Here is a 25,015-nt window from a genome sequence, read left to right as displayed (position 1 = left end):
TTACGGCACCGGATCATACCCATGCCCTCCCCAGGGGTGGCAGCTACCAATGCGTTTGAGGCCCAGCCAACCACCCCGCAAAGCCCCGTATTTGCGAATAGCCTCCACCGTATATTGTGAACAGGTGGGTGTATAGCGGCAGGCATTTGGGAAGTAAGGTGACACAATGGCCTGGTATCCTCGAACGAGCCCAATTAAAATTAACTTCATCATAAACCGCTGAACACGAAAACGGTCAAAAACTTTCCCGCAATGCCTATCTTTGCCCAATATCGGTAATTGATTTTGTGTTTGCGGTTTATGGCAGGCTGAAGCATGAGATGCTGGCGCCGATCCAACTCCCGTAAACGTAGAACCGTAAACCTGAAACTTATTTATTGTATGCTTCAATACGTTATTTGGGAAGTCAATCCCGAAATTTTTCACATTGGCTCGTTCTCGGTACGGTGGTACGGTCTCTTATTTGCGCTGGGCTTCCTGATTGGGATGCAGATTATGAGCTATATTTTCAAGAAGGAAGAGAAACCCGTTGCCGATACTGATACCCTGCTTATTTATATGGTTGTGTCCACGATTGTGGGTGCCCGGCTTGGTCATTTTTTGTTTTATGAACCCGAAGTTCTGCTTCATCACCCGCTGACCGTTATCACCCCTCCCTTCGCGGGTTTGGCCAGTCACGGCGCTACAATTGGTATTCTGACCGGCTTGTGGCTGTATTCGCGCCGGAAAGAAAGCCGGTTGACAAACCAGACGTTTCTGTGGGTAACGGATCGAATTGTTATTGTCGTTGCCCTGGCAGGCGCCTGTATTCGTTTCGGTAACCTGATGAACTCCGAAATCGTTGGTCGCCCTACGGATGTGCCCTGGGCGTTCGTGTTCATGAATAATAATGAATACGCCAAAATTCCGCGTCACCCCGCTCAACTGTATGAGTCGCTTTCTTGCCTGGTTCTGTTTTTTATTCTGTTATGGTTCTGGAATCGTGTAAAGGAAAGAACGCCACGTGGGAGTATGCTGGGCATCTTCCTGATCTGGATTTTTGGCCTGCGGTTCTTTTATGAGTACCTGAAAGAAAATCAGGTGCCGTTCGAAGATAGCCTGCCCTTAAACGTAGGGCAAATCCTGAGTATTCCGGCCGTATTAATGGGCGTTTACTTTTTGGTGAGGAGCTACCGGACACCCGTTCCGTTGCCGACATCTGAAGAGTCAAAGCCAGTCGAATCCTGACGATTTGCCAGTTTGCTGCTTTATTCACTGAAGAACATTGGCTTCTGCATAAGCCCTTTATTGGCCAGTGAATAGTGTGGCGAAACGTTAATGTGCTTCATAAAAAGACGGGAACCCGGAAAATGCTGTATTTTTGAAGGTAGCTTACCTCAATCATACACTTCATTCTGTGAGCCCGTCTTTTTTTATGTCACGTCAATTTCTGGCCGCCCTATTGGCAGGTTTAATTGCCTGTAGCGCTCAGGCACAGGTGCCCGGCCGTCAAATGCACTGGTCTGCCGATGGCAATGCGCTTGCCACCGTAGAACAGGGGCAAATCGTTAAAACGGATATTCGCACCGGCCGAAAAACAACCCTTTTAAGCAAAGACCAATTACGTCGGCCGGGTAGTGATCAGCCCATGGCTGTCGCTGATTTTGCCTTCACGTCCGACAGCGCCAATAGCCTGATTTTTACCAACACAGCCCGAGTCTGGCGGTACAACACCAAAGGCGATTATTACCTGATCAACCGGGCGAATGGGCAGGTCCGACAACTGGGCCAGTCGGGTACCAGCAAGCGCCCGGCACAGTCGCTGATGTATGCCAAACTATCACCGGATGGGCGCAGTGTCGGGTACGTGAGTGAACATAATCTGTTTGTTGAGGATGTAGCAACCGGTAAGATTACCCAGCTCACTACAGATGGAACGCGCAAGCGCATTAATGGCACCTTCGACTGGGCATATGAAGAGGAATTTGGTTGCCGGGATGGCTTTCGCTGGAGTCCCGACAGCAAGCAGATTGCTTATTGGCAGGTAGACGCCACCAAAATTCGGGATTACCTGATGCTGAATACCACCGACTCTATCTATTCGCATGTGGTGCCGGTGGAATACCCGAAAGTGGGGGAAAGCCCTTCGCCAACCCGTATTGGCGTGGTTTCCGTATCGGGTGGCCAGAATGCCGTACCACCGACGACCTGGCTCAACATTCCCGGCGATTCACAACAGCATTACCTGACTCGTTTGGAGTGGCTTCCTGCTGGCGGAAGTGTGATTGTGCAGCAATTGAATCGGAAGCAGAACGAAAGCAAACTCTTCCTTTGCAATCTGTCGACTCAAGCGGCTACACCAATTTATACTGAAACCGATAAGGCTTGGATCGATATAAAAGCACGCTGGAGCCGCGATGACCCGAGTGGCTGGGAATGGCTGGAGAATGGAAAATCCTTTGTTTGGGTGTCAGAAAAAGACGGTTGGCGGCATCTGTACCGCGTAGGGGTTGATGGCAAAAAAGAAATCAACCTAACGCCAGGATCGTATGACATTGCTACCATTAGCCATATCGATGAGGCTGCCAATCAAATCTATTTCATTGCTTCGCCCGACAATACCAACCAACGGTACCTGTACCGTACGCGTTTGGATGGCAAAGGCAAAGCCGAACGTGTAACGCCCGCCGGTCTGGCTGGCACTCACGGCTATACCATCTCGCCCAATGGCCGGTTTGCCCAACATACGTTCACTAATTACCAGACTCCCCCGTCGCGCGAGTGGGTAAGCCTGCCCGATCATAAAGCCGTCAATGAGTCGGAGAGTATTGCTGCCCGGACGAAGCCCATTGCCAAATCGAACGTTAGTTTCTTTAAACTCACGACAGAAGAAGGCGTAACGCTGGACGGCTGGATGGCTAAACCGACGGACTTCGATAGCACGAAGAAATACCCGGTTGTCTTCTATGTATACGGTGAACCCGCGGGGAGCACCGTGAATGATGATTTTTCCATCGGGCAAAACCGCCTGTTTCAGGGCGGCATGGACAAGGCAGGTTATATTTACGTAGCACTCGACAACCGCGGAACCCCAAATCTGAAAGGGGCAGCCTGGCGTAAATCAATTTACCGGCAGATTGGTCGGATCAATATTCGCGATCAGGCAATGGGCGCCCGGAAATTATTTGCTCAACATGCCTACATTGATACCAGTCGCGTGGCCGTTTGGGGATGGAGTGGGGGCGGGTCAACAACCCTACACCTGATGTTTCAATACCCGGACATTTATAAAACGGGCATTGCCATTGCCGCCGTTGGTAACCAGTTATTTTACGATAACATCTACCAGGAACGGTATATGGGGCTCCCGCAGGAAAATCGGGAGGATTTCGTAGCGGGTTCGCCAATTACGTATGCCAGGAACCTGCGGGGCAATTTGCTTTACATTCACGGCACTGGCGACGATAATGTGCATTACGACAATGCTGAAGTTCTGATCAACGAATTGGTCAAGTACAACAAGCAATTTCAGGTGATGCCGTATCCAAATCGTTCGCACGGTATCAACGAGGGGCCGGGGACATCGCTGCACCTGCAAACGCTCTATACAAATTACCTGCTGAAATACTGCCCGCCTGGTCCACGCTAACCGCCCGTTTTTTTCATGAATCGACTCCTGTCTTTAATTTTATTGGTGGCGCTGCCCGTTCTGGCTCAGGCACAGAAATATGAATTTACGCATGACGATACCCTGCGCGGGTCGATTACGCCCGAACGGGCGTGGTGGGATCTGGCTTTTTATCACCTAACCGTTCGTGTGCAACCAACCGATAGCACCTTGAGCGGTGCAACCCTCATTCGGTATCGGGTGCTAAAACCCGGCCAGACATTACAGGTCGATTTGCAGCGTCCATTGCGCGTGCTGCGCGTGGAACAGGACGGCAAAAAGCTGGCCGTTCGGCAGGATGGCAATGCATATTTTGTGACCTTGACTAAGCCGCAGAAGCCCGGCCAGACGGAAGCCATAACGGTGCAGTATGCCGGAAAGCCGCGTGTAGCCAAACGACCACCCTGGGATGGTGGCCTTGTGTGGTCGCGGGACAAAAGCGGGAACTGGTTTATTGCAACGGCCTGTCAAGGCTTGGGCGCTAGTGCCTGGTGGCCCTGCAAAGACCATATGTACGACGAACCAGACTCAATGGCCATCAGCGTAACCGTTCCGGAAGACCTGATGGATGTCTCAAATGGCCGCCTGCGTCGGGTCACGACCAACCCAGATCATACCCGTACCTTCGACTGGTATGTAGTTAACCCGATCAATAATTACGGTGTCAACCTGAATATTGGTCGTTACGAACACTGGTCGGAGGAGTACGCAGGCGAAAAAGGTCCGCTTGCACTGAATTATTATGCGTTATCGGATCATGTCGACTCCGCCAGGACACAGTTTAAGCAGGTGCCCAAAATGCTGAAGGCGTTTGAATACTGGTTTGGGCCGTACCCATTCTACGAAGACGGGTATAAGTTGGTCGAAACGCCGTACCTGGGTATGGAGCACCAAAGCTCAGTGACCTATGGCAACCACTTTCGGAACGGCTACCTGGGGCGTGACCTTTCCCGAACGGGCTGGGGACTGCTCTGGGATTTCATCATCGTTCATGAGTCGGGTCACGAGTGGTTTGCCAACAACATTACCTATAAGGATGTAGCCGATATGTGGATTCATGAGAGCTTTACCAATTACTCCGAATGCCTCTTTACGGAGTACTATTATGGTAAAGAGGCTGGTGCTCAGTATGTGATTGGGTGTCGGGCCAACATTCGAAATGATAGCCCAATTATTGGCATCTATAACGTGAACCACGAAGGATCGGCGGATATGTATTATAAAGGAGGGAATATGCTGCACACCATCCGGCAACTGGTGGGCAACGATTCTACCTGGCGGCAGGTTCTGCGCGGACTGAACAAAACGTTCTACCACCAGACAGTCACGACCAATCAGATTGAACAATACATGAGTCAGCAAACGGGCTTGGCGCTGAAGCCTGTATTTGATCAGTATTTGCGGAATACTAAAATTCCGATACTTGAATATCGCTCGGTAGCTGGTGGGTTTCAATATCGCTGGACAAACTGTGTGGCTGGCTTTGCTATGCCGGTTCGGGTGTGTGTCGGCGAGTCAGGACCTTACTATTCGCTGACACCAACGGCTCAGTGGAAAACACTGTCAGCAAAGAACGAAACAGCCCTAACCGTTGACGCTAACTATTACGTGCTCATCAAACGAGTGGAATGATGGGTTCTCATAACGTTTAATCAAAAGGTTGGCAGGGGAATGAATAAAAAAAGTAACTTATTGATGTTTACTCATTTATACCATTCTTAGTGTCGTCACGACTATGCGAACAAACTTAAACTTGCTTTGGACTGGATTGCTGTCAGCTGTGTTGCTTGCCGGATGCGGAAGTAGCAAAGAAGAAGAGAAAAAAGACGAAGAGTCGGTATCGGCCCTGGGTGCTGTATCGGCCATGAAAGAGATGGCTGCCCAAGCCGAAGAAATGCAGAAAGATGGCCCCGTCGAAACGATTGATTTCCGTTCGCTGAAGGAACTGCTGCCCGCTGATGCTGATGGGTTACCCCGCAAAGAAGCGACTGGTGAAAAAAATGGAACCGCTGGCTTCACTATATCGACAGCAAATGGCAAGTACGCCAATGCGGATGACACTGAGAGCATCGAACTCTCGATCATTGATGGAGGAGGTTCGGGCATGATGATGGGGCTGGCGGCCTGGTCGATGCTGGATATGGACAAAGAAACCGCAGACGGATATGAAAAGACCAGTAAAATCGGTGATAATAAATCCTACGAGAAGTATGACAACGGCGATAAGAACGGCGAAGTTGACGTATTGGTCAAGAAACGATTTATTGTATCAGCCAAAGGCCGGGGCGTAAGCATGGATAAAATTAAAGCCGCGCTAGATGATATTGATCTGGACAAGTTGAGCAGTCTCAAGTAAACTGCTCCATAATAACAGAAATGGCCGACTAAATTAGTCGGCCATTTCTGTTATTAAATAAGAAATCAAGGCTTAAAATCCGCTGACGTTTAACCTGCCTCCGGTCAATGTCTTACCTGATAAAGATGGCGTGGACACGACACTGGATAAAATCGCCGTCTTTATCTGAGTCGCTGTAGCACCGGAATGAGTGGAAGCATATAAAGCGGCCGCCCCCGTTACGTGCGGAGTTGCCATTGACGTTCCACTGTAAGACTCATAAATATTATACGCTGTTGACGACCAGATACCTTGTCCGGGAGCGCCCAAATCAACGGTTGTTGCTCCATAATTTGAAAACGACGACAGAGCACCCGTTGAAGTAATGGCCGCAACGGCAATCACATTGGGCAAATCCATGTTAGACGGATAACTGGCCACTACATCATTGTTGTCTCCCACGCCATCACTTCCGCCATTGCCGGCTGCGGCTACAAACAGGATATTTTTGGTATTCGCCCGATTCACTGCGTCATAAAGCGCCTGCGAAAAGCCGCCCCCGCCCCATGAGTTATTGCTTGCGACAATATTCAGTCCATGACGCGTTTTCAAATCGTTCAAGTAGTCAACGGCTTTCACGGCATTAGCCGTAGTGCCCCCTCTTTTCCCTAAAAACTTACAAGAGATAATCGTGATGTTCCAGTTCATACCGGCTACTCCCTGGCCATTATTTGCTTTGGCACCAATGGTTCCCGAAACGTGCGTTCCGTGATCGTCTGAGCTGCCACGGCTGCCACCATCATAAATCGTATTGTTATTGCCATCAAAATCCCAGCCGTGAACATCATCGATATAGCCGTTCCCATCATTGTCTTTGCCATCTACGGGATCATAGGGATTCGTCCAGACCTGACCAGCTAAGTCCGGATGATCGAATTGAATACCCTCATCAATAACGCCAACCACTACCGAACTTGAACCTTTATGACCGGCCGCCCAGGCGGTAGACGCTTGACTTCCATACACATTACCATCCATTCCCCACAATTGGCCACTCGCAATGTAAGTGTCATTTGTTACAGCGGCATGCGCATATATAAAATTAGGCTCAGCAAAGGCTACACCAGGTGTGCCCTTTAAGTCAGCAATGGCTTCAAGTACATTCTTGTTGACTTTGACCAGGAAAAGATCCCCTTTTTTACCTGCCCGTTCCATCGCTTTCGTCAGGATTTTTTCGGCTGGTATTCCCTTTACTTTGTCAAACGCTTTATTTTTCACGTCATCACTCGCGTCTTCGGTAAATTGCAGGAGCAATTCGCCGTCTACGTAATCCTGACCTGCGCCAAGCCGGGCATTGGTTGGGGATGCCGATTGAGGGGTAGATAAATCAACTACCGGTTGGCAACCTATGATCGTTAGGGATGTAATAGCTGCGAGTGCTACAGCTTGAGCAATTCGAGATTTAGTAACTTTTTGCATGTATATTAATAGTTAGAGTTATGACTAAAGATAAAAAAATAACTAATAATATACATGAAAATAAGTAGCATAAATTCTAATGATCCTTTTTTGTTACGGAATGGGCATATCTCTTGGCTACACCCAATACGCCAATGGTAGGGTTGGCTGACATAACCAGCAATAGTTGATTGGGAGTTAGTGTAGATTGAGCTAGAAATAATCTACTCAAATTGGGTATAAAGCGATTTCCGGTCAACCTTGTCGGGTAAAGGGCCTTGTCGGGTAAGTTTCATTTTGGCCAGTGCCGCGCCAACGTGGGCGCAATTGGCAGGCGCGTAGCCATCCAGATACGCTGTCAGAAAACCAGCCCAGTAAGCGTCGCCTGCTCCGGTCACATCCACAACGTCAATCTTTTTACCGGGTATCCGGGCCTGTTTCGCGCCGTTATCATACGACACCATACTTCCATTAGGACCGAGTGTCAGGCAAATCATAGAGGCCCCCATCTGGTGAAAATCGCCCAGAATACGTTCTGGCGTTTGCGTTTCGCCATAAAGCCGTTCGGCATCGTCTTCGCTGATTTTTACCAGAGCACCGGCTGAGCAGTAGTCTCTTAAAACGCGCCATGCCTGCTGGCGATCAGGCCATATGCTCGGCGCATAGTTGGTGTCAATTGTCACCTGGCAACCAGCCGCCCGTGCCCGCAAAGCTGCGTCCACAATGGTATCCTGAGCCGGTTGTCGGCTCAGGGCAAAACAGGTTGTGTGAAACAGCTGAGCCTGGGCCAGTAACGAATCCGGCAATTGTTCCGGCTTAATCTGGCAATCAGCATGACGGTAGGCGACAAAGTCGGGCGTACCAGCCGTGCGCGAAACCAACACGATACTGCTTGGCTCAAAGGGGTCAGAGGTAATGAATTGTGTATCCACACCCGATTCCGCAATTTGCCGGGTCAGATAGGTGCCAATATTATCGCTGCCAACACAAGCGACCAAGGCCGTCGGGTTGCCCAGACGAGCCATGTTCGAGGCCATATTCGCCGGGCTACCACCCTGATATCGACGAAAATCCTGGGCGTCGAGTAAACTGTTCGATACATGGTGGCCGATCAAATCGGCTAATAGTTCGCCAACAGAAAGGAGGGCGTAAGGTCGCGGTGGAGTTGTCATAGTAAAAAGGCCTTCTGACCAGGAAAAGTCTATCAGAAGTCAAAGAAAGGGAAAAGTTAATTAATTCCCACCGGGCTTAATGGGGAAGGCCGCTTCTTCACTTTGCTTTGTTTCATTGACCAAAAAGCAGGCGCCAGCCGCCAGTAACAGACAGACACCAGCTAAAGCCAGTGCATTACGAGGGTCGTTTTTCAGTAGCGTTGGGTAGAAGAGTTGGACCGTCAGGTTATTGACAATCTGTGGCACCACAATAAACCCATTGAAAATTCCCATATAAACACCCATCCGTTCGGCTGGTACGGAACTGGCGAGCAGCACATACGGCATAGATAAAATAGAACCCCAGGCCAGGCCTACCAGTGTCATACCGATAAAAAAGGCGTATTTATCGTCCGATAGCAGCATGGACAGAAAGCCCAACCCACCAATGGTTAGAAAAAGGGCGTGCGTTGCCCGGCGACCAATGCGGTTGGCAATGGCGGGTAAGAAAAACGAAATCGTGAAACAGCCTACATTGAACATGGCGAAGCAAATGTTGCCCCATTCCGTACCTTCCTGAAAACCCGGTGACTCAGGAGTGGGCGCATTAAATGCATGGCGGGCTACAGCCAATGTCAAATACTGCCACATAAGCGGCAAGGCAAACCAGGTAAAGAATTTAACCCACCACAACTGCTTCATCGTAGACGGCATTTCTTTAAGGGCCTGAAAAATTTCCACAAATGCCCGACCAACGCCACTGCTTTCCGTTTTGGTGCGCCTGAACTCTTCCAGATTTTCGGGAGGGTACTCATCCGTCGTATAGATTGTCCACAGAACAGCGAGTAAAACGGCCAGTCCCCCAATATAAAAGGGATATTTGATGCTGTTGGGAATAACGCCAGCTGCCACGACAGCCGTTGTTGTGAGGCCCAAAAGCCGGAAAATAGTTGGCATCAGGTTTGCCATAGTTTGGCCGAAGCCAACAAAGAAGCTTTGTACTGCAAACCCTAAATCGCGTTGCTGATCGTTGAGTTTATCGCCAATAAACGCCCGAAATGGTTCCTGTGTAATGTTCAGACCCGTGTCCAAAATCCACATCAGGCTGGCAGCCATCCACAGGGCCGATGAATTGGGCATGAGAAACAATGCCAAACTGGTGACGATCGCGCCGATCAGAAAAAACGGTTTCCGACGTCCCCACCGCTTGGACCAGGTACGGTCACTGATTGAACCGATGATCGGCTGCACAATCAGGCCAGTTATAGGACCGGCCAGCCATAGAATGGGAATATTGGCTTCGTCTGCCTGCAAATACCGGAAAATAGGACTCATGTTAGCCTGTTGCAAACCAAACCCGTATTGAATGCCTAAAAAGCCAAAGCTCATATTCCAGATTTGCCAGAAACTTAGATTGGGCTTAGCGGTAGCGGTGGGTTTTTTTATGTTTCCAGTTTGCATGGATTGTCGTATATTTAACAGTTGGGTTCCTCAGTGAAGAATAGCCAACAATAATACATACTGATTTGCAGGATACGGAGATATACTTGTCTTATTTTTTCGAAAAGCCGTACTTTTGAGAATGATTCCGAAAAGGTGGCCGATCCTCATTACGGTACTGACGTTTTTCATTTTATCCTCTTTTTCCGCCTTTGCATCCGGGTCGGCCGATTCGACGCAAAAAGTTATTATTCGATCCATTGTCCTCAAAGGCAATTACCGTACTCGCGATCGGATCATTCTTCGGGAAATGACGCTTCACATGGGCGACTCCGTCCGGCTGGGCGATTTGCCGGGGCGGGTTGCCTGGGATCAGCGCAACATCAACAACACAACGCTCTTTATTACGGTAGATGCAACCACCCAAATTACGTCGCCGGTTGATTCGACTCAGCTTGCCCAGGTCGACTTAACCATTACAATGAAGGAACGGTGGTACTTCATCGCGTATCCCGTTTTCGACCTGGCTGATCGTAACCTGAATGAATGGTGGTACGACCGGGGCCACGATTTTAGTCGGGTTATTTACGGTGGTCACCTGAGTTACCGCAACGTAACGGGCAATAACGACCGGCTTCAGGTCGTCATTGAACGGGGTTTTTTGCAGCGGACGATTCTCTCGTACTCAAAACCCTATATTGATCTGGCTCAGAAAATTGGTCTGCGCGTTGATGTGGGCTACATAACCAATAAAGAAATTCCCTACCGTACTCAATTTGATAAGTGGGTATACGTGAAGTCGGAAGATGTGCTTCGCGAACGGGCTTATGCGGCCGTAACGCTTACGCACCGGCGAGGGCTCTATCATTACCATACCTTCGACACGCGGTATACCCGAAATACCATTGCAGATACCATTGCCCGGCTCAATCCGGATTATCTGCTGGATGGCCAAACGGAACAACATTTTCTGTCGGCATCCTATAACTACCGGTACGATCGGCGCGATAACATCGTCTATCCACTGCAGGGCATGCTGCTTTCGGCAGGTATCGGTGTGTCGGGGCTGTTGCCAAAGGATAACTTTCATTTTCTGGACTTATCGGCCTCGGCCACCCGCTACTGGTCGCTGGGAGGGCGGTTTTACCTGGCGGGTAACCTGCGCGCCCGCTCAACCTGGCCCACCCGACAGCCTTATCTTAGTCTGCGCGGCTTAGGAAGCTCCAGTGATATGGTGCGCGGGTATGAGCTTTACGTTGTTGACGGGCAACGCACCTTTATCTGGCGGAATAGCCTGCGTTATCAACTCTTCAATGTTCGTAAGCAGCTTCACTGGCTCCATGTGCGGCAATTTAATACGGTACCTATTTCGGCCTACCTGACGGTCTTTGGCGATGCAGGTTATGTGAGCAGTACGTATGCGGAGCAGTACCAGAGCCGACTGGCCAATAAGCTGCTGGCCGGTACGGGCATGAGTTTGGATGTGGTAACGTTTTATAACCTGGTTATGCGTTTCAGCGGCACGATCAACGCTCAAGGTAAGGCTGGTTTCTTCTTCAATCTGGCGCAGGAACTATAACACGCCATTCATCAAATTCCCTGCACAATTTACCTTTCCGGTAACCAATCATCCGAATCTGGTTCACTGCAAGAGCATTGCCTTGTACCTTTGACCCGTCAATTCGACCTACTTTTTCCTACTCCGATGTAGACGCACCGTCTTCATTCTCCGACCACCTGTCGGATCGATTTTCTCCATTACCACTTATTTCTTAACCACTTAAATCCGTTTTTATCGATGGAAATTTTACCTATGGTATCAACCTGGTCATGGTTGATCGTGCTCATTGTACTAGTTGTACTTTACAAACTAGTACTCCGCTTTTTATTCGGGATGGTTATCGTGCCGGAAGACCGAATTGGTCTGGTGACCAAAAAATACGTACTCGTTGGAACGGACCGAGAGTTGCCCGATGGACGCATCATTGCTACAAAAGGCGAAGCTGGTTATCAGGCCCAAACGCTGGCTCCGGGCTTGTACTGGTGGCTCTGGCCCTGGCAGTATGGTATTACCATGCACCCCTTTACGGTTATACCAGAAGGCCGGATTGGCCTTGTCCTATCGAATGATGGAGCGGAGTTGCCGACGGGTAATATTCTTGCCCGGCGCGTAGAATCCGATAATTTTCAGGATACCGAGCGGTTCCTGAGCAGCGGAGGGCAAAAAGGTCGCCAGACGTCTGTGCTTACACCGGGTACCTACCGGATTAACCCGTTTACCTTTACGGTCACCATTGCTGATATGACCGTTATTAAGGAAAATATGGTCGGTATTATTACCACGCTGGATGGCGACCCTCTGCAACCCGGTCAGATTGCCGGCCGAAATGTAGAAGGTCATAATAATTTTCAGAACATTGATTTCTTCCTGCAACACGGTGGAAACCGTGGCCTGCAACCGCAGGTTGTGCTGGCTGGTTCGTACTACATCAATCCGTGGGCTGTTCAGATTGAAGAGATACCCATGACCGAAGTACCAATTGGGCACGTAGGTGTCGTGATTTCGTATATTGGGGAGGATGGGGAAGACCTGACCGGAGCCGCTTTCAAGCATGGTAACATTGTACGGAAGGGCTTCCGTGGGGTCTGGATGGAGCCGCTGGGGCCAGGTAAGTATCCGATGAATGTATTTACCATGAAGGTGGAGGTGGTGCCAACCACCAACCTTGTACTAAACTGGGCGAATGCCCGTACTGAAGCCCATGCGCTGGATCGTAACTTGTCAACCATTACGGTACGGTCGAAAGACGGCTTCCCCTTTAACCTCGACGTGGCACAGATTATTCACATTCCGTCGGTTGAAGCGCCGAAAGTGATTGCCCGTTTTGGTAGTATGACCAACCTTGTCTCGCAGGTACTGGAGCCAACCATTGGTAATTATTTCCGGAACTCGGCTCAGGACTCCGATGTGATTGCGTTCCTGAGTACTCGAAAAGAACGGCAGGAGGCCGCTCGCGAACACATTCGGGCCGTATTGGAAGTGTACAACGTCAACGCCGTCGATACACTGATTGGTGACATCGTGCCACCCGACAGCCTGATGAAAACGCTGACGGATCGGAAAATTGCTCAGGAGGAAGAAAAGACCTACGAAACGCAGCGGATGGCCCAGGAAAAACGGCAGGGTATGGAACGCGAAACGGCTCTGGCCGACATCCAGCGAGAGGTTGTCAAAGCGCAGCAAAGCGTCGAAATTGCCCAGCGTACGGCCGATGCCGCCGTGAAAAAATCAGAAGGGGAGGCCCGCAGTCTGAAATTGCAGGTGGGCGCCGAATCGGAAGCTACTAAAATTCGGGCCGAGGCCAACGCCGAAGCGCGTCGTCGTCAGGCGGCTGCCGATGCGGAAGCGACCAAACTAACCGCCGATGCCGAAGCCGAACGAATTGCGAAGACCGGTTCGGCCGAAGCCGAGAAGATCCTGGCCATTGGCCGCTCGACAGCCGAAGCCTATGAGTTGCAGGTGAAAGCGATGGGCGAAGAGAATTTTACCCGGTTCAAGATTACCGAAGAGATTGGTAAAGGACAGATTCGGGTTATCCCCGACATCGTTATCAATGGATCAGGTAATGGCACCGAAGGATCGATGAATGGCCTGCTGGGCCTGAAATTACTGGAGCAGATTGAAGAACGGAAGACGGGACAAGCAACAAAAATCGTTGATGTAATTGTGCCCGTTGATAATAAGGCAATCGATAAGAAATAAGGAAGTAACGCTTAGTCAGCTAATTGAGCTAGCGTACTGACAAAAAGCCTCATTGCCACCAGTGCATTTGTGAAAGGAAACCGTCCATTTACAAATTCGCTGGGGGTAATGAGGCTTTCCAGTTCGGTTGCAATACCTTTGCTCTACCCCAAAGCTTCACCACCAGGATTGATTATGGCCACTACCATTCCCAAAAAAGAAGCGTCGAAGAAGCCTTCCTCCGGTTTATTGAGCCTGCTTAAACCGTACACCCGGTTGATTCTGTTACTGATTCTGTTTGCGTTGATCAGCAACGGGGTAAACCTGATTCTGCCCATACTGATCGCGCATGGTATCGATGATTATTCGGCTGGTAAATTCGTGCTGAAAACGATGGTCATCGAGTTTCTGGCGGCAGCCCTGCTGATTTTTATCTTTACCTATCTGCAGAGCGTTATCCAGACGTATGCGTCTGAACGAGTGGCGCGGGATTTACGCACTCAACTGGCGGCTAAAATTTCCCGACAGAGCTTTGCGTATATACAACAGACAAACCCGTCTCGCTTACTGACCAACCTGACTTCAGACATTGATTCGGTCAAGATGTTTGTCTCGCAGGCGATCGTATCCATTGTTTCGTCACTCTGCATCATTTTGGGTGCCAGTGTTTTACTTATTAGTATCAACGGGTTGCTGGCCCTGGCTGTGCTCACTATTGTCCCTATTATCGGAATTACGTTTTATCTGGTTTTGAAGAAAGTTCGGGTTTTGTTTAAGCGGAGCCGGGAAGTGATCGACTGGCTCAACAGAGTCATTAACGAGAGCATTCTTGGTTCAGCCATTATTCGGGTGCTCAACTCGCAGCAACTTGAATACGATAAGTTTCTGGCGGCCAACACCGATGCAAAAGATTTAGGACTGGCCATTTTGCGGTTGTTTGCCGGCTTGATTCCGGTTATCAGTTTCACCGCGAATATCGCTGCATTGACCATTCTGGTATTGGGCGGGCACTTCGTTATCACAGGCAGCATGTCGCTGGGCGATTTTGCCGCGTTCAACAGCTACCTCGCGCTGCTGATCTTCCCCATTATCGTTATTGGGTTTATGAGCAACGTAATTGCGCAGGCATCAGCTTCGTACGAGCGCGTGAATGAGGTGTTGCAGGCACCTGAAACAAGCAGCACCGGCACAATCGATGTTTCCTTAAAAGGCGATATCGAACTTCAGAATATATCGGTTTATTATGGTGAAAAGCCCGCGCTGAAAGATGTTTCTTTTGCGGTGAAAGCGGGTAGTCGAACGGCTATTGTAGGCCCAACGGCTGCGGGCAAGAGTCAACTGTTATATCTGCTGACCGGGCTGATCAACGCCAATGCAGGGACCGTGAGCTACGATGGTAAGCCGATTGCCAGTTACGATGAAGCGTCCTTTCACCAGCAGGTTGGGTTCGTCTTTCAGGATAGCATCATCTTTAACTTAAGCATTCGCGAAAACATCGCCTTTAGTGACGCCGTTACTGACGAATCGCTGGAAAAAGCCATTGATACGGCCGAATTACGGAGCTTCGTTGATGCGTTGCCGGAGAAGCTTCAGACCGTTGTTTCGGAGCGGGGAGGGAGCCTGTCGGGTGGCCAGAAGCAGCGAATTATGCTGGCTCGCGCGTTGGCCCTTAACCCCAAAGTATTGCTTCTGGATGATTTCACGGCGCGCGTTGATGCGAATACCGAACAGAAAATCCTGGCCAATGTGCAGCAGAATTATCCGGGTCTGACACTACTCTCGGTTACGCAGAAAATTGCTCCCGTCGAAGATTACGAGCAAATTATTTTGCTTATGGAAGGAGAAGTGGTTGCCATAGGAACCCACCCGGACCTGATGAAAACGAGTCCCGAATACATTCAGATTTATCAATCCCAACGCAGCACGAGCCAGTATGAACTACGATCTTAGTAAGGCCACCGGGCAGAAGGAAGAAAAAAACGCGACTTATAAAGCGCTTCGTAAACTGCTGGCACTTATCAACGATGAACAACGAATTTTGATCCTGGCCTTCGTCGCCATTCTGGTCAACTCGTCGTTAACCTTGGTAAGTCCTATGCTCATCGGCTATACCATTGACAAGTATGTCCAGACAAAGCAGTATGATGGCGTTTTGCGGAATGCGGCTATTTTATTGAGTATTTACGCCGTCGCGTTCGTCACCAACTATGTGCAAACCCGGCTGATGGGGGGCGTGGGGCAGCGAACGCTTTTCAAACTTCGGAATGCGGTATTCAACAAGCTGCAGGAGTTGCCGGTAGCGTTCTTTAACCAGAACAAAGCGGGCGATTTAATCTCCCGCATCAATAACGATACCGATAAACTAAATCAGTTTTTTTCGCAGTCGTTGATGCAGTTCGTGGGGAGCATTTTCATTATGACGGGCGCCGGTCTGTTTCTGCTGTTTATCAATTTGCCACTCGGGGCAGCGGCCTTGTCTCCTGCCATTCTGATGTGGGTTTTTACGAAAGCGACATCGGCCTGGGTGAAGCGAAAAAATGCGGCCAACCTGAAAAGCGTGGGTAATTTAAGCGCTGAAATTCAGGAGAGTCTGAACAACTTCAAGGTGATTATTGCCTTTAATCGCCGGGATTATTTTCGAAAACGGTTTGATGATGTTAACCAGCAAAGCTACCAAACGTCTATTGGCGCTGGTCTGGCCAATAACGTGTTTACGCCTGTCATTGGCCTGGCGGCCAACTTCGGCCAGTTGATTGTGCTGGGCTTTGGCATTTACTTAATCTCAACTGGTCACTTCACCATTGGTTTGCTAATTAGTTTTCTGTCCTACGTAACTAACTTTTACAATCCGCTTCGGCAACTGGCTGCCTTGTGGGCAAACTTCCAGGTTGCGCTCGCGGGTTGGGATCGAATCTCACACCTGTTGGCCCTGCAAACCGACCTGACAACCATTAGCAATCCATTGACCGGATCCTCTGCAGCGCTTTTGTCGTTTCAGAATGTGTCGTTCAGCTATCCGGATGGAACAGAGGTGTTGCGCAACATCGATTTCGATCTGGTTAGTGGTAAGACTTATGCACTGGTTGGCCCAACCGGGGGTGGAAAAACGACGACGGCCTCGTTGATTGCCCGTTTATATGACCCAACCAGCGGTACGGTTCTGCTGGAAGGGAAAGATATTCGCTCTTATAGCCCGCAGGAACGTACCCGAAAGATCGGCTTTATACTTCAGGAGCCTTTTCTATTCACGGGCACTGTGCGAGACAATATTCTGTATGGAAATGAAGCGTACCAGAGTCATTCCAACGAGCAACTGGCCGACGTTATCCGGGAAGCAAACCTGGATGGCTTACTAGAGCGGTTCGATGAGGGGCTCGACACAAAAGTTCAAACAAGTGGCGATGCCATCAGTTTGGGTCAGAAACAGCTTATTGCCTTTATGCGGGCGGTTCTGCGTAATCCAGACTTGCTGATTCTGGATGAAGCGACGGCCAACATCGACACGGTTACGGAGCAATTGCTGGACGAAATTCTGCAAAAACTGCCCGAAAAAACAACGCGTATTATTATTGCCCATCGCCTGAATACCATTGAAAGTGCGGATGAAATCTTTTTCATTAATTCAGGCCAGGTGACGCAGGCGGGTTCGCTCAACGATGCGGTTGATATGTTGCTTGATGGGAAGCGAGTGAGCTAAATGAACTTAAGTAGCCACTGAATGTACCTATTGCGAATAGTTTAATGCTTACAAACCAGATGAAACAAATAAGTCTACTAGCTATATTATTGTTACTTTCATACTATCAGCAAGCCTGTCGGGGTCGGCAGCAGACCGCTTCGCAAACGGCCGATTCAACAACTGTTGCCTCTAGCTCTGAGGCAGCATCAGCTCCCGCGATAACTGGTCATTTGGCACAGCTTGGCCTGACCTCCGATAGCCATTGGCGCGGCATTAACCTTGGTGATGAGTTCACGAAAGTAAAAGCCACCGAAAAAGGCGAGCCGTTCGAGAGCGATGCCGATCATATTGGCTACACGATTGAATTGCCCAATCTCGAATCGGCCGATATCCTCTATTACCAAACCGCCAGGAAGGTGTCGGCTATTGATGTCGATTTGTTTTTAAATAGTCGTCAATCAGTCACGGATTATCAGAAAGAGTTGGGTACTTATTTCTCAGGTCGCTACGGTGTATCCAAACCTACTTCGGGCGGCACGGGATGGACGGGACAGACAGGCGAAACCGTTTTGTTAAAAGACGTTTCGAAAGGAAAAGATTTCGGCCTGACGATCAAGATCGCTCCGGCAAAGGGAGCAACGACTGCTTCTGCAAAGTGACTATGGCGATGTAAGCCGCACGTTGACAAAGCTGATAACTCTAATAATCAGATGGCTATAAGCTCCGGCTTCGTCGAAGGTTTAAGCTGAAGAGGTGTTCCGTGTAAAGTGCCAACGGATCAGTACCCGAGAAAATATTATTTGTAATATCCCCATACTTCTCTGGGAACGACTGACGATTTAGCAACAACGAAGGGAATGGTGACCTCTTCCAGCAGCGTACGGTTTTGGTAGCGGTCTTCTGGCAACCGATTCGTGGGAATGTGCGGCCCCGAATTTTCTTTGGAGTTGGTAAACGTGAAGGCAATAGGAAGCGCATATGCACCACGAAAATGCGGGTCGATATTGGAAAGCGTTTCCAACGCTCGTTTGACTTCAAAGGTAAACCCGAAGCCCATATTGTCTGGACTAAGAATCACCACATTCCTGACCAAACCCAGCGAATCAACATCAAAGCCAGCATAGACACGTCCATAAATTCCCTGATTGCCGACCCAGCCCGGATAGTTGATTTTATTCTGAAGAATTTCTCTAAAGACTTCTTCCTTGCTTAAATGAGCCCGGTTTTGTCGGGCTTCAGCTACCCGCAAATCATAATAATTGAGGATGTTGATAACATCGCTGGTCGTAAGTTCCCGGTTTGGAATTTTGTCTGCAAGTGCTTCTGATTGATCGGCTAAAACATCGAGCAGCGATTTCCTGGAAAAACTGATAAGTGTAGGCTCTGCGTTTTCTTTTTGAACGAAATACTTCGTGACAGTTCGATAAATACCCCTGAGGTTCAAATCTTTATAGTGCCTCATATTGACTTGTTCAGCACTATTCATGTAAGTCAGCTGATTACTTAAACTTTTCAGCAACTTCGTTGGTCCACTATGGACAGTTGAAAAATACATACGATAGTCCATACCGGCTAGTTTGTTCTGCTGACGAACATATTCCGTGTTGTTGATCGAAAAAAACTCCGGCGTAACGGTTTTAATGGCCGAGTCACCGTCGAACCGACATAAAACTTCATTCGTATTCAAATTATAGGCAAGTTGGCAATCCACTGTTCTGCCCTCCATATCCAGCCGAATCTTACCGGGTTGCCAAACCGGAAATGTGAGGAAAGGACTTCCCATATACGTTGTTCTCGTATAGGTGCTCGTCATGCCGGGGCTATAGTCATCAACACTTGTAAACACGTTTCCATCTTTTTCCTGATAGACAAAAATTTGCCCTCGGCAAGTCAGGTAAGGCATCGACAACATACAAAGTAGTAAGATGAGCCGAATCATAACACAAAGTAGGTAAGAGATAGAAGAGATGTGTAGGCCTAAATAACGTATTAAATCAATAATATCACAAAATAGATCAAAATTATTGTAGCAGGGGGAATCTATAAGCATCAGTTGGGTTATAAAGCAAAAGCCCCAACCAACTGGTCGGGGCTCTTACTTAAGCGTTGTAGTAGTCTATACCTGGTGCATCCAGCCAAAAGTATCCGCTATCTTACCCGTGCGCAGGTCGGATAGATAATCCTTAATACGAACGGCAAAGGACTCTTCAGGCGCGAATTCTGGAAGCATATAATCTTTACCATTATAACCGATGAGCGAGTAAGGAGAAGAACCTACCGCTGTACCAGCCCCGAAGGCTTCGGTTAAGCGGCCGCTCTCGATCGCGCCAATGACTTCGTCGATAGAGACAAGCCGTTCTTCAACCTCGATACCCCAGCTACGGGCAATTTGCAGGATCGAATCGCGGGTAACACCTTTCAGAATCGAATCAGATGTTGCCGGGGTTACCAACTTACCATCGATCATGAACATGATGTTCATGGTGCCCGATTCCTCAATGTATTTATGCTCGCGGGCATCTGTCCAGATTAACTGGTCGTAGCCCTGTTGTTGAGCCAGCATCGTTGGATACAGGGAGCCGCCATAGTTACCAGCACATTTGGCATAGCCAACGCCACCCGGTGCCGAGCGAATATATTCCGTCTCGACTTTAAGTTTCGGTGGGTTTGTATAATAAGCACCTACGGGACAGGTGAAAATGCAGAAACGATACGTTTTCGAAGGAGCTACGCCCAGAAATGTATCGGTGGCAAACATATACGGACGCACATATAGGGAGCTTTCGGGAGTGCCCGGTACCCAGTCGGCATCTACGCGCAACAGCGCTTCAAGGCCGCCAATGAACACCTCTTCGGGGAGCGTAGCCATACACATACGACGGGCTGACTCGTTCATCCGTTCGAAGTTTGCGTAAGGACGGAACAGGAATATTTCGTTGGCCTCATTTTTGAACGCTTTCATGCCTTCAAAAATAGATTGACCATAATGCAGCGACGACAGAGCAGGGCTTAGCGTGAAATTGTCGAACGGCACAATCATCTGATTTTGCCATTGACCATCTACAAAATCGGCCACAAACATGTGATCCGAGAAATGTTTTCCGAAAGGCAGGTGATTAAAATCTACCTCCTGAATGCGGGAGCGCTCCGCTTTCCGCAATTCAATTTGTAATACGTCCGTCGTCATAACAGCTTGTGGTTAATACGTTAGCCCGCTTGTGAACCGGCTGAGGCAAAGCTAAAAAATTAGATTGAGTAAGTTAGTTGTCAAGACAACTTTTTTTTCTTTGTCATGCTGATCGGTCCGCCGGTGCGGAAGGAAGCATCTTACTATCCGGTCAGCATGACAAAATAAAGTTACGTTCTAGGCTGCCAGGCTACCTCGTCTGCGCTCAATTCCTGCGCCATTTTTCGGCTCAACACGAAGAGGTAGTCAGACAGGCGATTTATATATTGTAAGACCAACTCATCGACACCAATACCCGTTTGCAGGGTGGTATCGTTGAGGGCAATGATCAATCGTTCGGCTCGGCGGCAGACCGTTCGGGCAAGGTGACAGAACGACACGGCCTGGTGGCCACCGGGCAAAATGAAGGCTCGTAATTCGGGTAGTTCAATGTCCATAGTGTCCATCGCATCTTCGAGTACCTGGACATCGTCTGGCGTAATAGCGGGCATGGCCCGCTTTGGTGCTTTTTCTGGGTCTGTTGCCAATTCGGACCCAACGGTGAACAGCCGGTCCTGAATCTCTTTCAACAGCTCTTTTCGTTCGCTGTTGACAGGCTGATCGCGAACCAGGCCAATCCACGAATTAAGTTCATCTACAGTGCCATACGCATCGATCCGTAAATCAGCTTTGCTTACCCGACGGCCACCAATCAAAGCCGTTTGCCCCTTATCGCCTGTTTTTGTGTAAATCTTCATCGTATAACTTAAACCAAAATGCTCAACAAGTGGCTAAGCTAACGGATTTACCGCGTTCGAGCCTTACCTTTGCGCCCTGATTTGAAAAGCTATTTGATATGGCCGATTAAATCGCAGGAAGTAGCCAGCGTTATTAACTGCTTGGTGGCTCATTCATTTCGCTTTAGTGCGGGGCGGCCTGTGCCGTCTGATCTCGCTTATTTACATGAAAGTAGGTACTTTTTTCGTCCGTGTCTGGCGCATGGTGTCCATTGCCGGATTTTTATTGGCGCTGTTCAGCAGTTATATTTCATACCCGGATGCGGTTGCCGTTCGCTTTGATGAACTAAACCATCCCGTTCAAACGCTCGACCGGGAAGTGATTTTTTACCTGGCAATCGGTATTTTTATTATCAATAATACATTACTTGATCTTATTGCCCGGTTGTTTCTTAAAGTTCCGACGGCCCAGATTCCCATACCGAACCAGGCCACCTGGGCTGCTAACCGTCCTCAGTTGAATAAGGTCTTTAAGAATTGGTTCAATGCCCTAATGGCCTCTGTAAATACGATTCTGGGCCTTGGTTTATTGGTACTTTCATTTCTCAACCGGTCTGACCGTCCTATTCGGGCGATTGAGTATGCCTGGCTGTTGCCGCTCAGTACGGCCATCATTCTTGTCGTGCTGGTTTCGTTGCCAATTCGTTTGTCCATGAAACCTGGTGACGATGACTGAAATGAATGAATTGTCGTTGAGCCAATTTCAGTACGATCTTCCCGACGACCGTATTGCGCGCTTTCCATTAGCCCAGCGTGATGCATCGAAATTACTCGTTTATCAGGGCGGTCAAATAAGCCATCAGCAGTTCTCGGATTTGCCTGCGCTACTGCCCGAAAACAGTTTTCTGGTTTTCAATAACACGAAAGTTATTCCGGCCCGGCTGCATTTCACCAAGCCAACGGGAGCCATCATTGAATTATTTCTGCTGAGTCCATTTCCCACTGAGCAGCCAATCTCGTTGGCTATGGAAGCTACTGGCTCGGCTGTTTGGCAGGGTATGATTGGCAATCGCAAACGCTGGCGGCCAAACGAGACGCTGGAAACTACATTTTCGACACCTGCTGGCGACGTGACGCTAACCGTTACCTGGTACAACTATGAACAGTCGGCTGTTCAGCTTAGCTGGCAACCGGCAGAATTTACTTTTGCGCAGATCGTCCAGTATGCCGGTGAAATACCATTGCCACCATACCTTAAACGTGATGCAACCGACGCTGACAGAGATACCTATCAAACAATTTATTCAAAGCAGGAGGGAGCTGTCGCGGCTCCTACTGCAGGGCTACATTTTACGCCCGCCATATTCGAGGCCATTAGTAAACGTGCCATTGGGTACGACTACCTGACGTTGCATGTAGGAGCCGGTACATTTCAGCCTATAAAGACGGACGATGTGCGGCAACATCATATGCATACGGAGCAGGTCGTTTATACAGAGCAAATCATACGGCACCTGCTCGAACACAGGGACGCCATTATTGCTGTAGGAACAACATCTATGCGGGCGCTGGAAAGTTTGTACTGGATGGGAACAAAACTGCTTCGAAACGAGCCTGATCCATTCCGGCTCGACCAGCAGTATGCTTACCAGCTTCCGGCCGACCAACAGCCGAGCGTAGCTGATTCCTTGAATGCCGTTCTGACTTATTTTAGGGATACTGACAAGGCGTCTATAGTCGCGCAGACAGGTATCTATATTACACCCGGCTATCCGGTCAAACTATGTAGGGGGATTATTACTAATTTCCATCAGCCCGGCTCAACGTTGATTCTGCTGATTGCTACCCTGATTGGCGATAATTGGAAACGCGTCTATAATGACGCACTCGAAAACCAATATCGTTTCCTGAGTTACGGTGATTCATCCCTGCTATTGCCATAAACCATTAATTTTGCGAACTCAAAGAGCAAAAGAATGAGTGAAAGAGCGGTATGAAAAGATGCCCACAAACCGCTCTTTTGCTCATTCATTCTTCCGCTCTTTAAATTTTCTTTTTTATGAATTTTATTGACGAACTCCGCTGGCGTGGCATGTTAAACGACATGACACCCGGCACTGAAGAACAACTCCAGAAAGAAATGACGGCGGGCTACATTGGGTTTGATCCCACGGCTGCATCGCTTCATATTGGTAATCTGGCTACTGTTATGCTCCTGGTGCATCTGCAACGGGCTGGTCATAAACCGTTCGCCCTAGTCGGTGGCGCTACAGGGATGATTGGTGACCCATCAGGTCGTTCTACCGAGCGGGATTATTTATCTGAAGAGACATTACGGCATAATCAGGAGGGCATCCGGGCGCAACTTGCCCGTTTCCTTGATTTTGACTCTGGGGCGAACGCGGCTCAGATGGTCAACAATTACGATTGGTTTAAAGAGATGACGTTCCTTGATTTTCTACGGGAGGCCGGTCAGCACATAACCGTCAATTACATGGTTGCCAAAGATTCGGTCAAAAAACGCCTGGATACTGGTTTGTCATTCATGGAGTTCTCATACCAACTTCTTCAGGGATATGACTTCTATTGGTTGTATAAGAACCGGAATGTACGGCTGCAGATGGGCGGTTCTGACCAGTGGGGCAATATCACTACGGGAACAGAACTGATTCGGCGCAAGGAAGGCGGTCAGACGGATCTGCGGGAAGAGCACCATGCGTTCGCGTTGACTACCCCGCTAATCACCAAAGCTGATGGCACAAAGTTTGGTAAATCGGCGGGAGGAAACGTCTGGTTGGACCCAGCCATGACATCACCGTATCAATTCTATCAATTCTGGTTGAACGCCACCGACGCGGATTGTCCACGTCTGATTCGGGTCTTTACCTTGCTAACACGTGAAGAGATTGAAGAACTGGAACGCCAGCATAATGAAGCTCCGCATCTAAGGCTATTGCAAAAAGCAATTGCGAAAGAAGTAACCATACGCGTTCATTCGCAGGCTGGCTACGATTTAGCCGTAAAAGCATCGGACGTTCTTTTTGGGAAAGCCACCCTTGAAACGTTACGTTCTATTCAGGCCAATGAGTTTGATATTATTTTCGAAGGAGTACCTCAAACCGAAGTATCAGCCGAAGAATTAGCCAATAGTAAAGATATTACAGATCTATTATCAGTAGCCAGCCGAGGTGAAGTGTATGCATCGAAGGGCGAAGCTCGTCGGGCCATCACGCAAAATGCAGTCAGTATAAATAAAACGAAGGTAGCCGATCCTGCTGCTGCCGTTGACTTAGAATGGCTACAGGGGCGGTATGTGTTGGTTTCGAAGGGAAAGAAAAACCATTTATTGAAAAAAGTTTAAACTTTTTTCAATGGCTAAATCACTGACATAAGGCGACTTACCAAATACTGATTGGCGAGTCGCCTTTTATTTTTGGAATGGGCCTTGACAACGGGAAAAAAGAGGCCTACCTTTGCACTCCCAAACATCGGGAATGAGTCGAAAACAGAAGCGAAAGCTGTTGATAATCAACTCATTACGTGCAACCCGCTGAAAATCAATTGCAAAATTTATTTTCAGATTTACTTGACAAACTGATTTACGTCTCGTACCTTTGCACTCCCAAACAATACGGGGGCTTGCTGAATAAGCAGTAACAGG

19 protein-coding genes are annotated in these 25,015 nt (G+C 48.9%); 12 read left to right on the top strand and 7 right to left on the bottom strand.

Annotation, left to right across the window (positions count from 1 at the left end; genetic code table 11):
• On the bottom strand, positions 1–210 hold the full coding sequence (gene yidD, locus SD10_RS17960) for a membrane protein insertion efficiency factor YidD (protein ID WP_046579734.1): 210 nt from the start codon (positions 208–210) through the stop codon (positions 1–3).
• Between the two features lie 171 nt (positions 211–381).
• On the opposite strand from yidD, the gene lgt reads away from it, so the two are divergent.
• The 4 genes from lgt to SD10_RS17940 all read left to right on the top strand — a co-directional run bounded on the left by lgt (position 382) and on the right by SD10_RS17940 (position 6,002).
• Positions 382–1,227, top strand: coding sequence for a prolipoprotein diacylglyceryl transferase (lgt, locus tag SD10_RS17955; RefSeq protein ID WP_046575622.1), 846 nt, complete (start codon positions 382–384; stop codon positions 1,225–1,227).
• 265 nt (positions 1,228–1,492) lie between these two features.
• Positions 1,493–3,628, top strand: a complete 2,136-nt coding sequence (locus SD10_RS17950; RefSeq protein ID WP_046579732.1) for a S9 family peptidase — start codon at positions 1,493–1,495, stop codon at positions 3,626–3,628.
• A 15-nt stretch (positions 3,629–3,643) separates the two neighbouring features.
• Positions 3,644–5,278 carry a M1 family metallopeptidase gene (locus tag SD10_RS17945; protein ID WP_046575620.1) on the top strand — a complete coding sequence of 545 codons (1,635 nt, stop codon included), beginning with the start codon at positions 3,644–3,646 and terminating at the stop codon, positions 5,276–5,278.
• A gap of 103 nt (positions 5,279–5,381) precedes the next feature.
• A complete protein-coding gene (locus tag SD10_RS17940) occupies positions 5,382–6,002 on the top strand; it encodes a hypothetical protein (RefSeq protein ID WP_046575618.1) in 621 nt (206 codons plus the stop codon).
• A 72-nt stretch (positions 6,003–6,074) separates the two neighbouring features.
• On the opposite strand, the gene SD10_RS17935 is transcribed toward SD10_RS17940, so the two are convergent.
• The 3 genes from SD10_RS17935 to SD10_RS17925 all read right to left on the bottom strand — a co-directional run bounded on the left by SD10_RS17935 (position 6,075) and on the right by SD10_RS17925 (position 10,051).
• Positions 6,075–7,460 carry a S8 family peptidase gene (locus SD10_RS17935; protein WP_046575616.1) on the bottom strand — a complete coding sequence of 462 codons (1,386 nt, stop codon included), beginning with the start codon at positions 7,458–7,460 and terminating at the stop codon, positions 6,075–6,077.
• 203 nt (positions 7,461–7,663) lie between these two features.
• Positions 7,664–8,611: a carbohydrate kinase family protein gene (locus tag SD10_RS17930; RefSeq protein ID WP_046575614.1), complete on the bottom strand. Its 948-nt coding sequence runs from the start codon at positions 8,609–8,611 to the stop codon at positions 7,664–7,666.
• A gap of 60 nt (positions 8,612–8,671) precedes the next feature.
• Positions 8,672–10,051 (bottom strand): MFS transporter, encoded by a 1,380-nt coding sequence (locus SD10_RS17925; protein WP_046575611.1) that lies wholly within the window; start codon positions 10,049–10,051, stop codon positions 8,672–8,674.
• Between the two features lie 121 nt (positions 10,052–10,172).
• Here SD10_RS17925 and SD10_RS17920 point away from each other — a divergent pair, with 121 nt between their 5' ends.
• The 5 genes from SD10_RS17920 to SD10_RS17900 all read left to right on the top strand — a co-directional run bounded on the left by SD10_RS17920 (position 10,173) and on the right by SD10_RS17900 (position 18,110).
• The gene (locus tag SD10_RS17920) at positions 10,173–11,609 is read left to right on the top strand and encodes a BamA/TamA family outer membrane protein (RefSeq protein ID WP_046575609.1); all 1,437 of its coding nucleotides are present in this window, start codon (positions 10,173–10,175) and stop codon (positions 11,607–11,609) included.
• 219 nt (positions 11,610–11,828) lie between these two features.
• Entirely contained in the window at positions 11,829–13,793 is a 1,965-nt protein-coding gene (locus SD10_RS17915; protein WP_046575607.1) for an SPFH domain-containing protein, read from the top strand.
• Between the two features lie 174 nt (positions 13,794–13,967).
• The gene (locus SD10_RS17910; RefSeq protein ID WP_046579730.1) at positions 13,968–15,722 is read left to right on the top strand and encodes an ABC transporter ATP-binding protein; all 1,755 of its coding nucleotides are present in this window, start codon (positions 13,968–13,970) and stop codon (positions 15,720–15,722) included.
• Positions 15,706–17,469, top strand: coding sequence for an ABC transporter ATP-binding protein (locus SD10_RS17905; protein ID WP_046575605.1), 1,764 nt, complete (start codon positions 15,706–15,708; stop codon positions 17,467–17,469). Before SD10_RS17910 ends, SD10_RS17905 begins: the two co-directional genes overlap by 17 nt.
• 59 nt (positions 17,470–17,528) lie before the next feature.
• Positions 17,529–18,110, top strand: coding sequence for a hypothetical protein (locus SD10_RS17900; RefSeq protein ID WP_046575603.1), 582 nt, complete (start codon positions 17,529–17,531; stop codon positions 18,108–18,110).
• A gap of 137 nt (positions 18,111–18,247) precedes the next feature.
• Here the strand turns inward: SD10_RS17900 and SD10_RS17895 are convergent, their stop codons facing one another.
• The 3 genes from SD10_RS17895 to SD10_RS17885 form a co-directional block, all read right to left on the bottom strand.
• A complete protein-coding gene (locus SD10_RS17895) occupies positions 18,248–19,390 on the bottom strand; it encodes a hypothetical protein (RefSeq protein WP_052731217.1) in 1,143 nt (380 codons plus the stop codon).
• 177 nt (positions 19,391–19,567) lie between these two features.
• On the bottom strand, positions 19,568–20,638 hold the full coding sequence (locus tag SD10_RS17890) for a branched-chain amino acid aminotransferase (RefSeq protein ID WP_046575601.1): 1,071 nt from the start codon (positions 20,636–20,638) through the stop codon (positions 19,568–19,570).
• A gap of 170 nt (positions 20,639–20,808) precedes the next feature.
• The gene (locus SD10_RS17885) at positions 20,809–21,375 is read right to left on the bottom strand and encodes a cob(I)yrinic acid a,c-diamide adenosyltransferase (protein ID WP_046575599.1); all 567 of its coding nucleotides are present in this window, start codon (positions 21,373–21,375) and stop codon (positions 20,809–20,811) included.
• 205 nt (positions 21,376–21,580) lie between these two features.
• On the opposite strand from SD10_RS17885, the gene SD10_RS17880 reads away from it, so the two are divergent.
• The 3 genes from SD10_RS17880 (at position 21,581) to tyrS (ending at position 24,715) form a co-directional block, all read left to right on the top strand.
• Positions 21,581–22,090 carry a hypothetical protein gene (locus tag SD10_RS17880; RefSeq protein WP_046579726.1) on the top strand — a complete coding sequence of 170 codons (510 nt, stop codon included), beginning with the start codon at positions 21,581–21,583 and terminating at the stop codon, positions 22,088–22,090.
• Positions 22,083–23,297 (top strand): S-adenosylmethionine:tRNA ribosyltransferase-isomerase, encoded by a 1,215-nt coding sequence (locus tag SD10_RS17875; RefSeq protein WP_046575597.1) that lies wholly within the window; start codon positions 22,083–22,085, stop codon positions 23,295–23,297. The genes SD10_RS17880 and SD10_RS17875 overlap by 8 nt, the downstream gene beginning before the upstream one ends.
• Before the next feature lie 116 nt (positions 23,298–23,413).
• A complete protein-coding gene (gene tyrS / locus SD10_RS17870; protein ID WP_046575595.1) occupies positions 23,414–24,715 on the top strand; it encodes a tyrosine--tRNA ligase in 1,302 nt (433 codons plus the stop codon).
• Positions 24,716–25,015: the final 300 nt, after the last annotated feature.

This window comes from Spirosoma radiotolerans (genome assembly GCF_000974425.1).
GTDB classification, from domain to species: domain Bacteria; phylum Bacteroidota; class Bacteroidia; order Cytophagales; family Spirosomataceae; genus Spirosoma; species Spirosoma radiotolerans.
The sequence above is the reverse complement of the archived record's forward strand: the minus strand, read 5'-3'. Positions and strand labels throughout refer to the sequence as shown.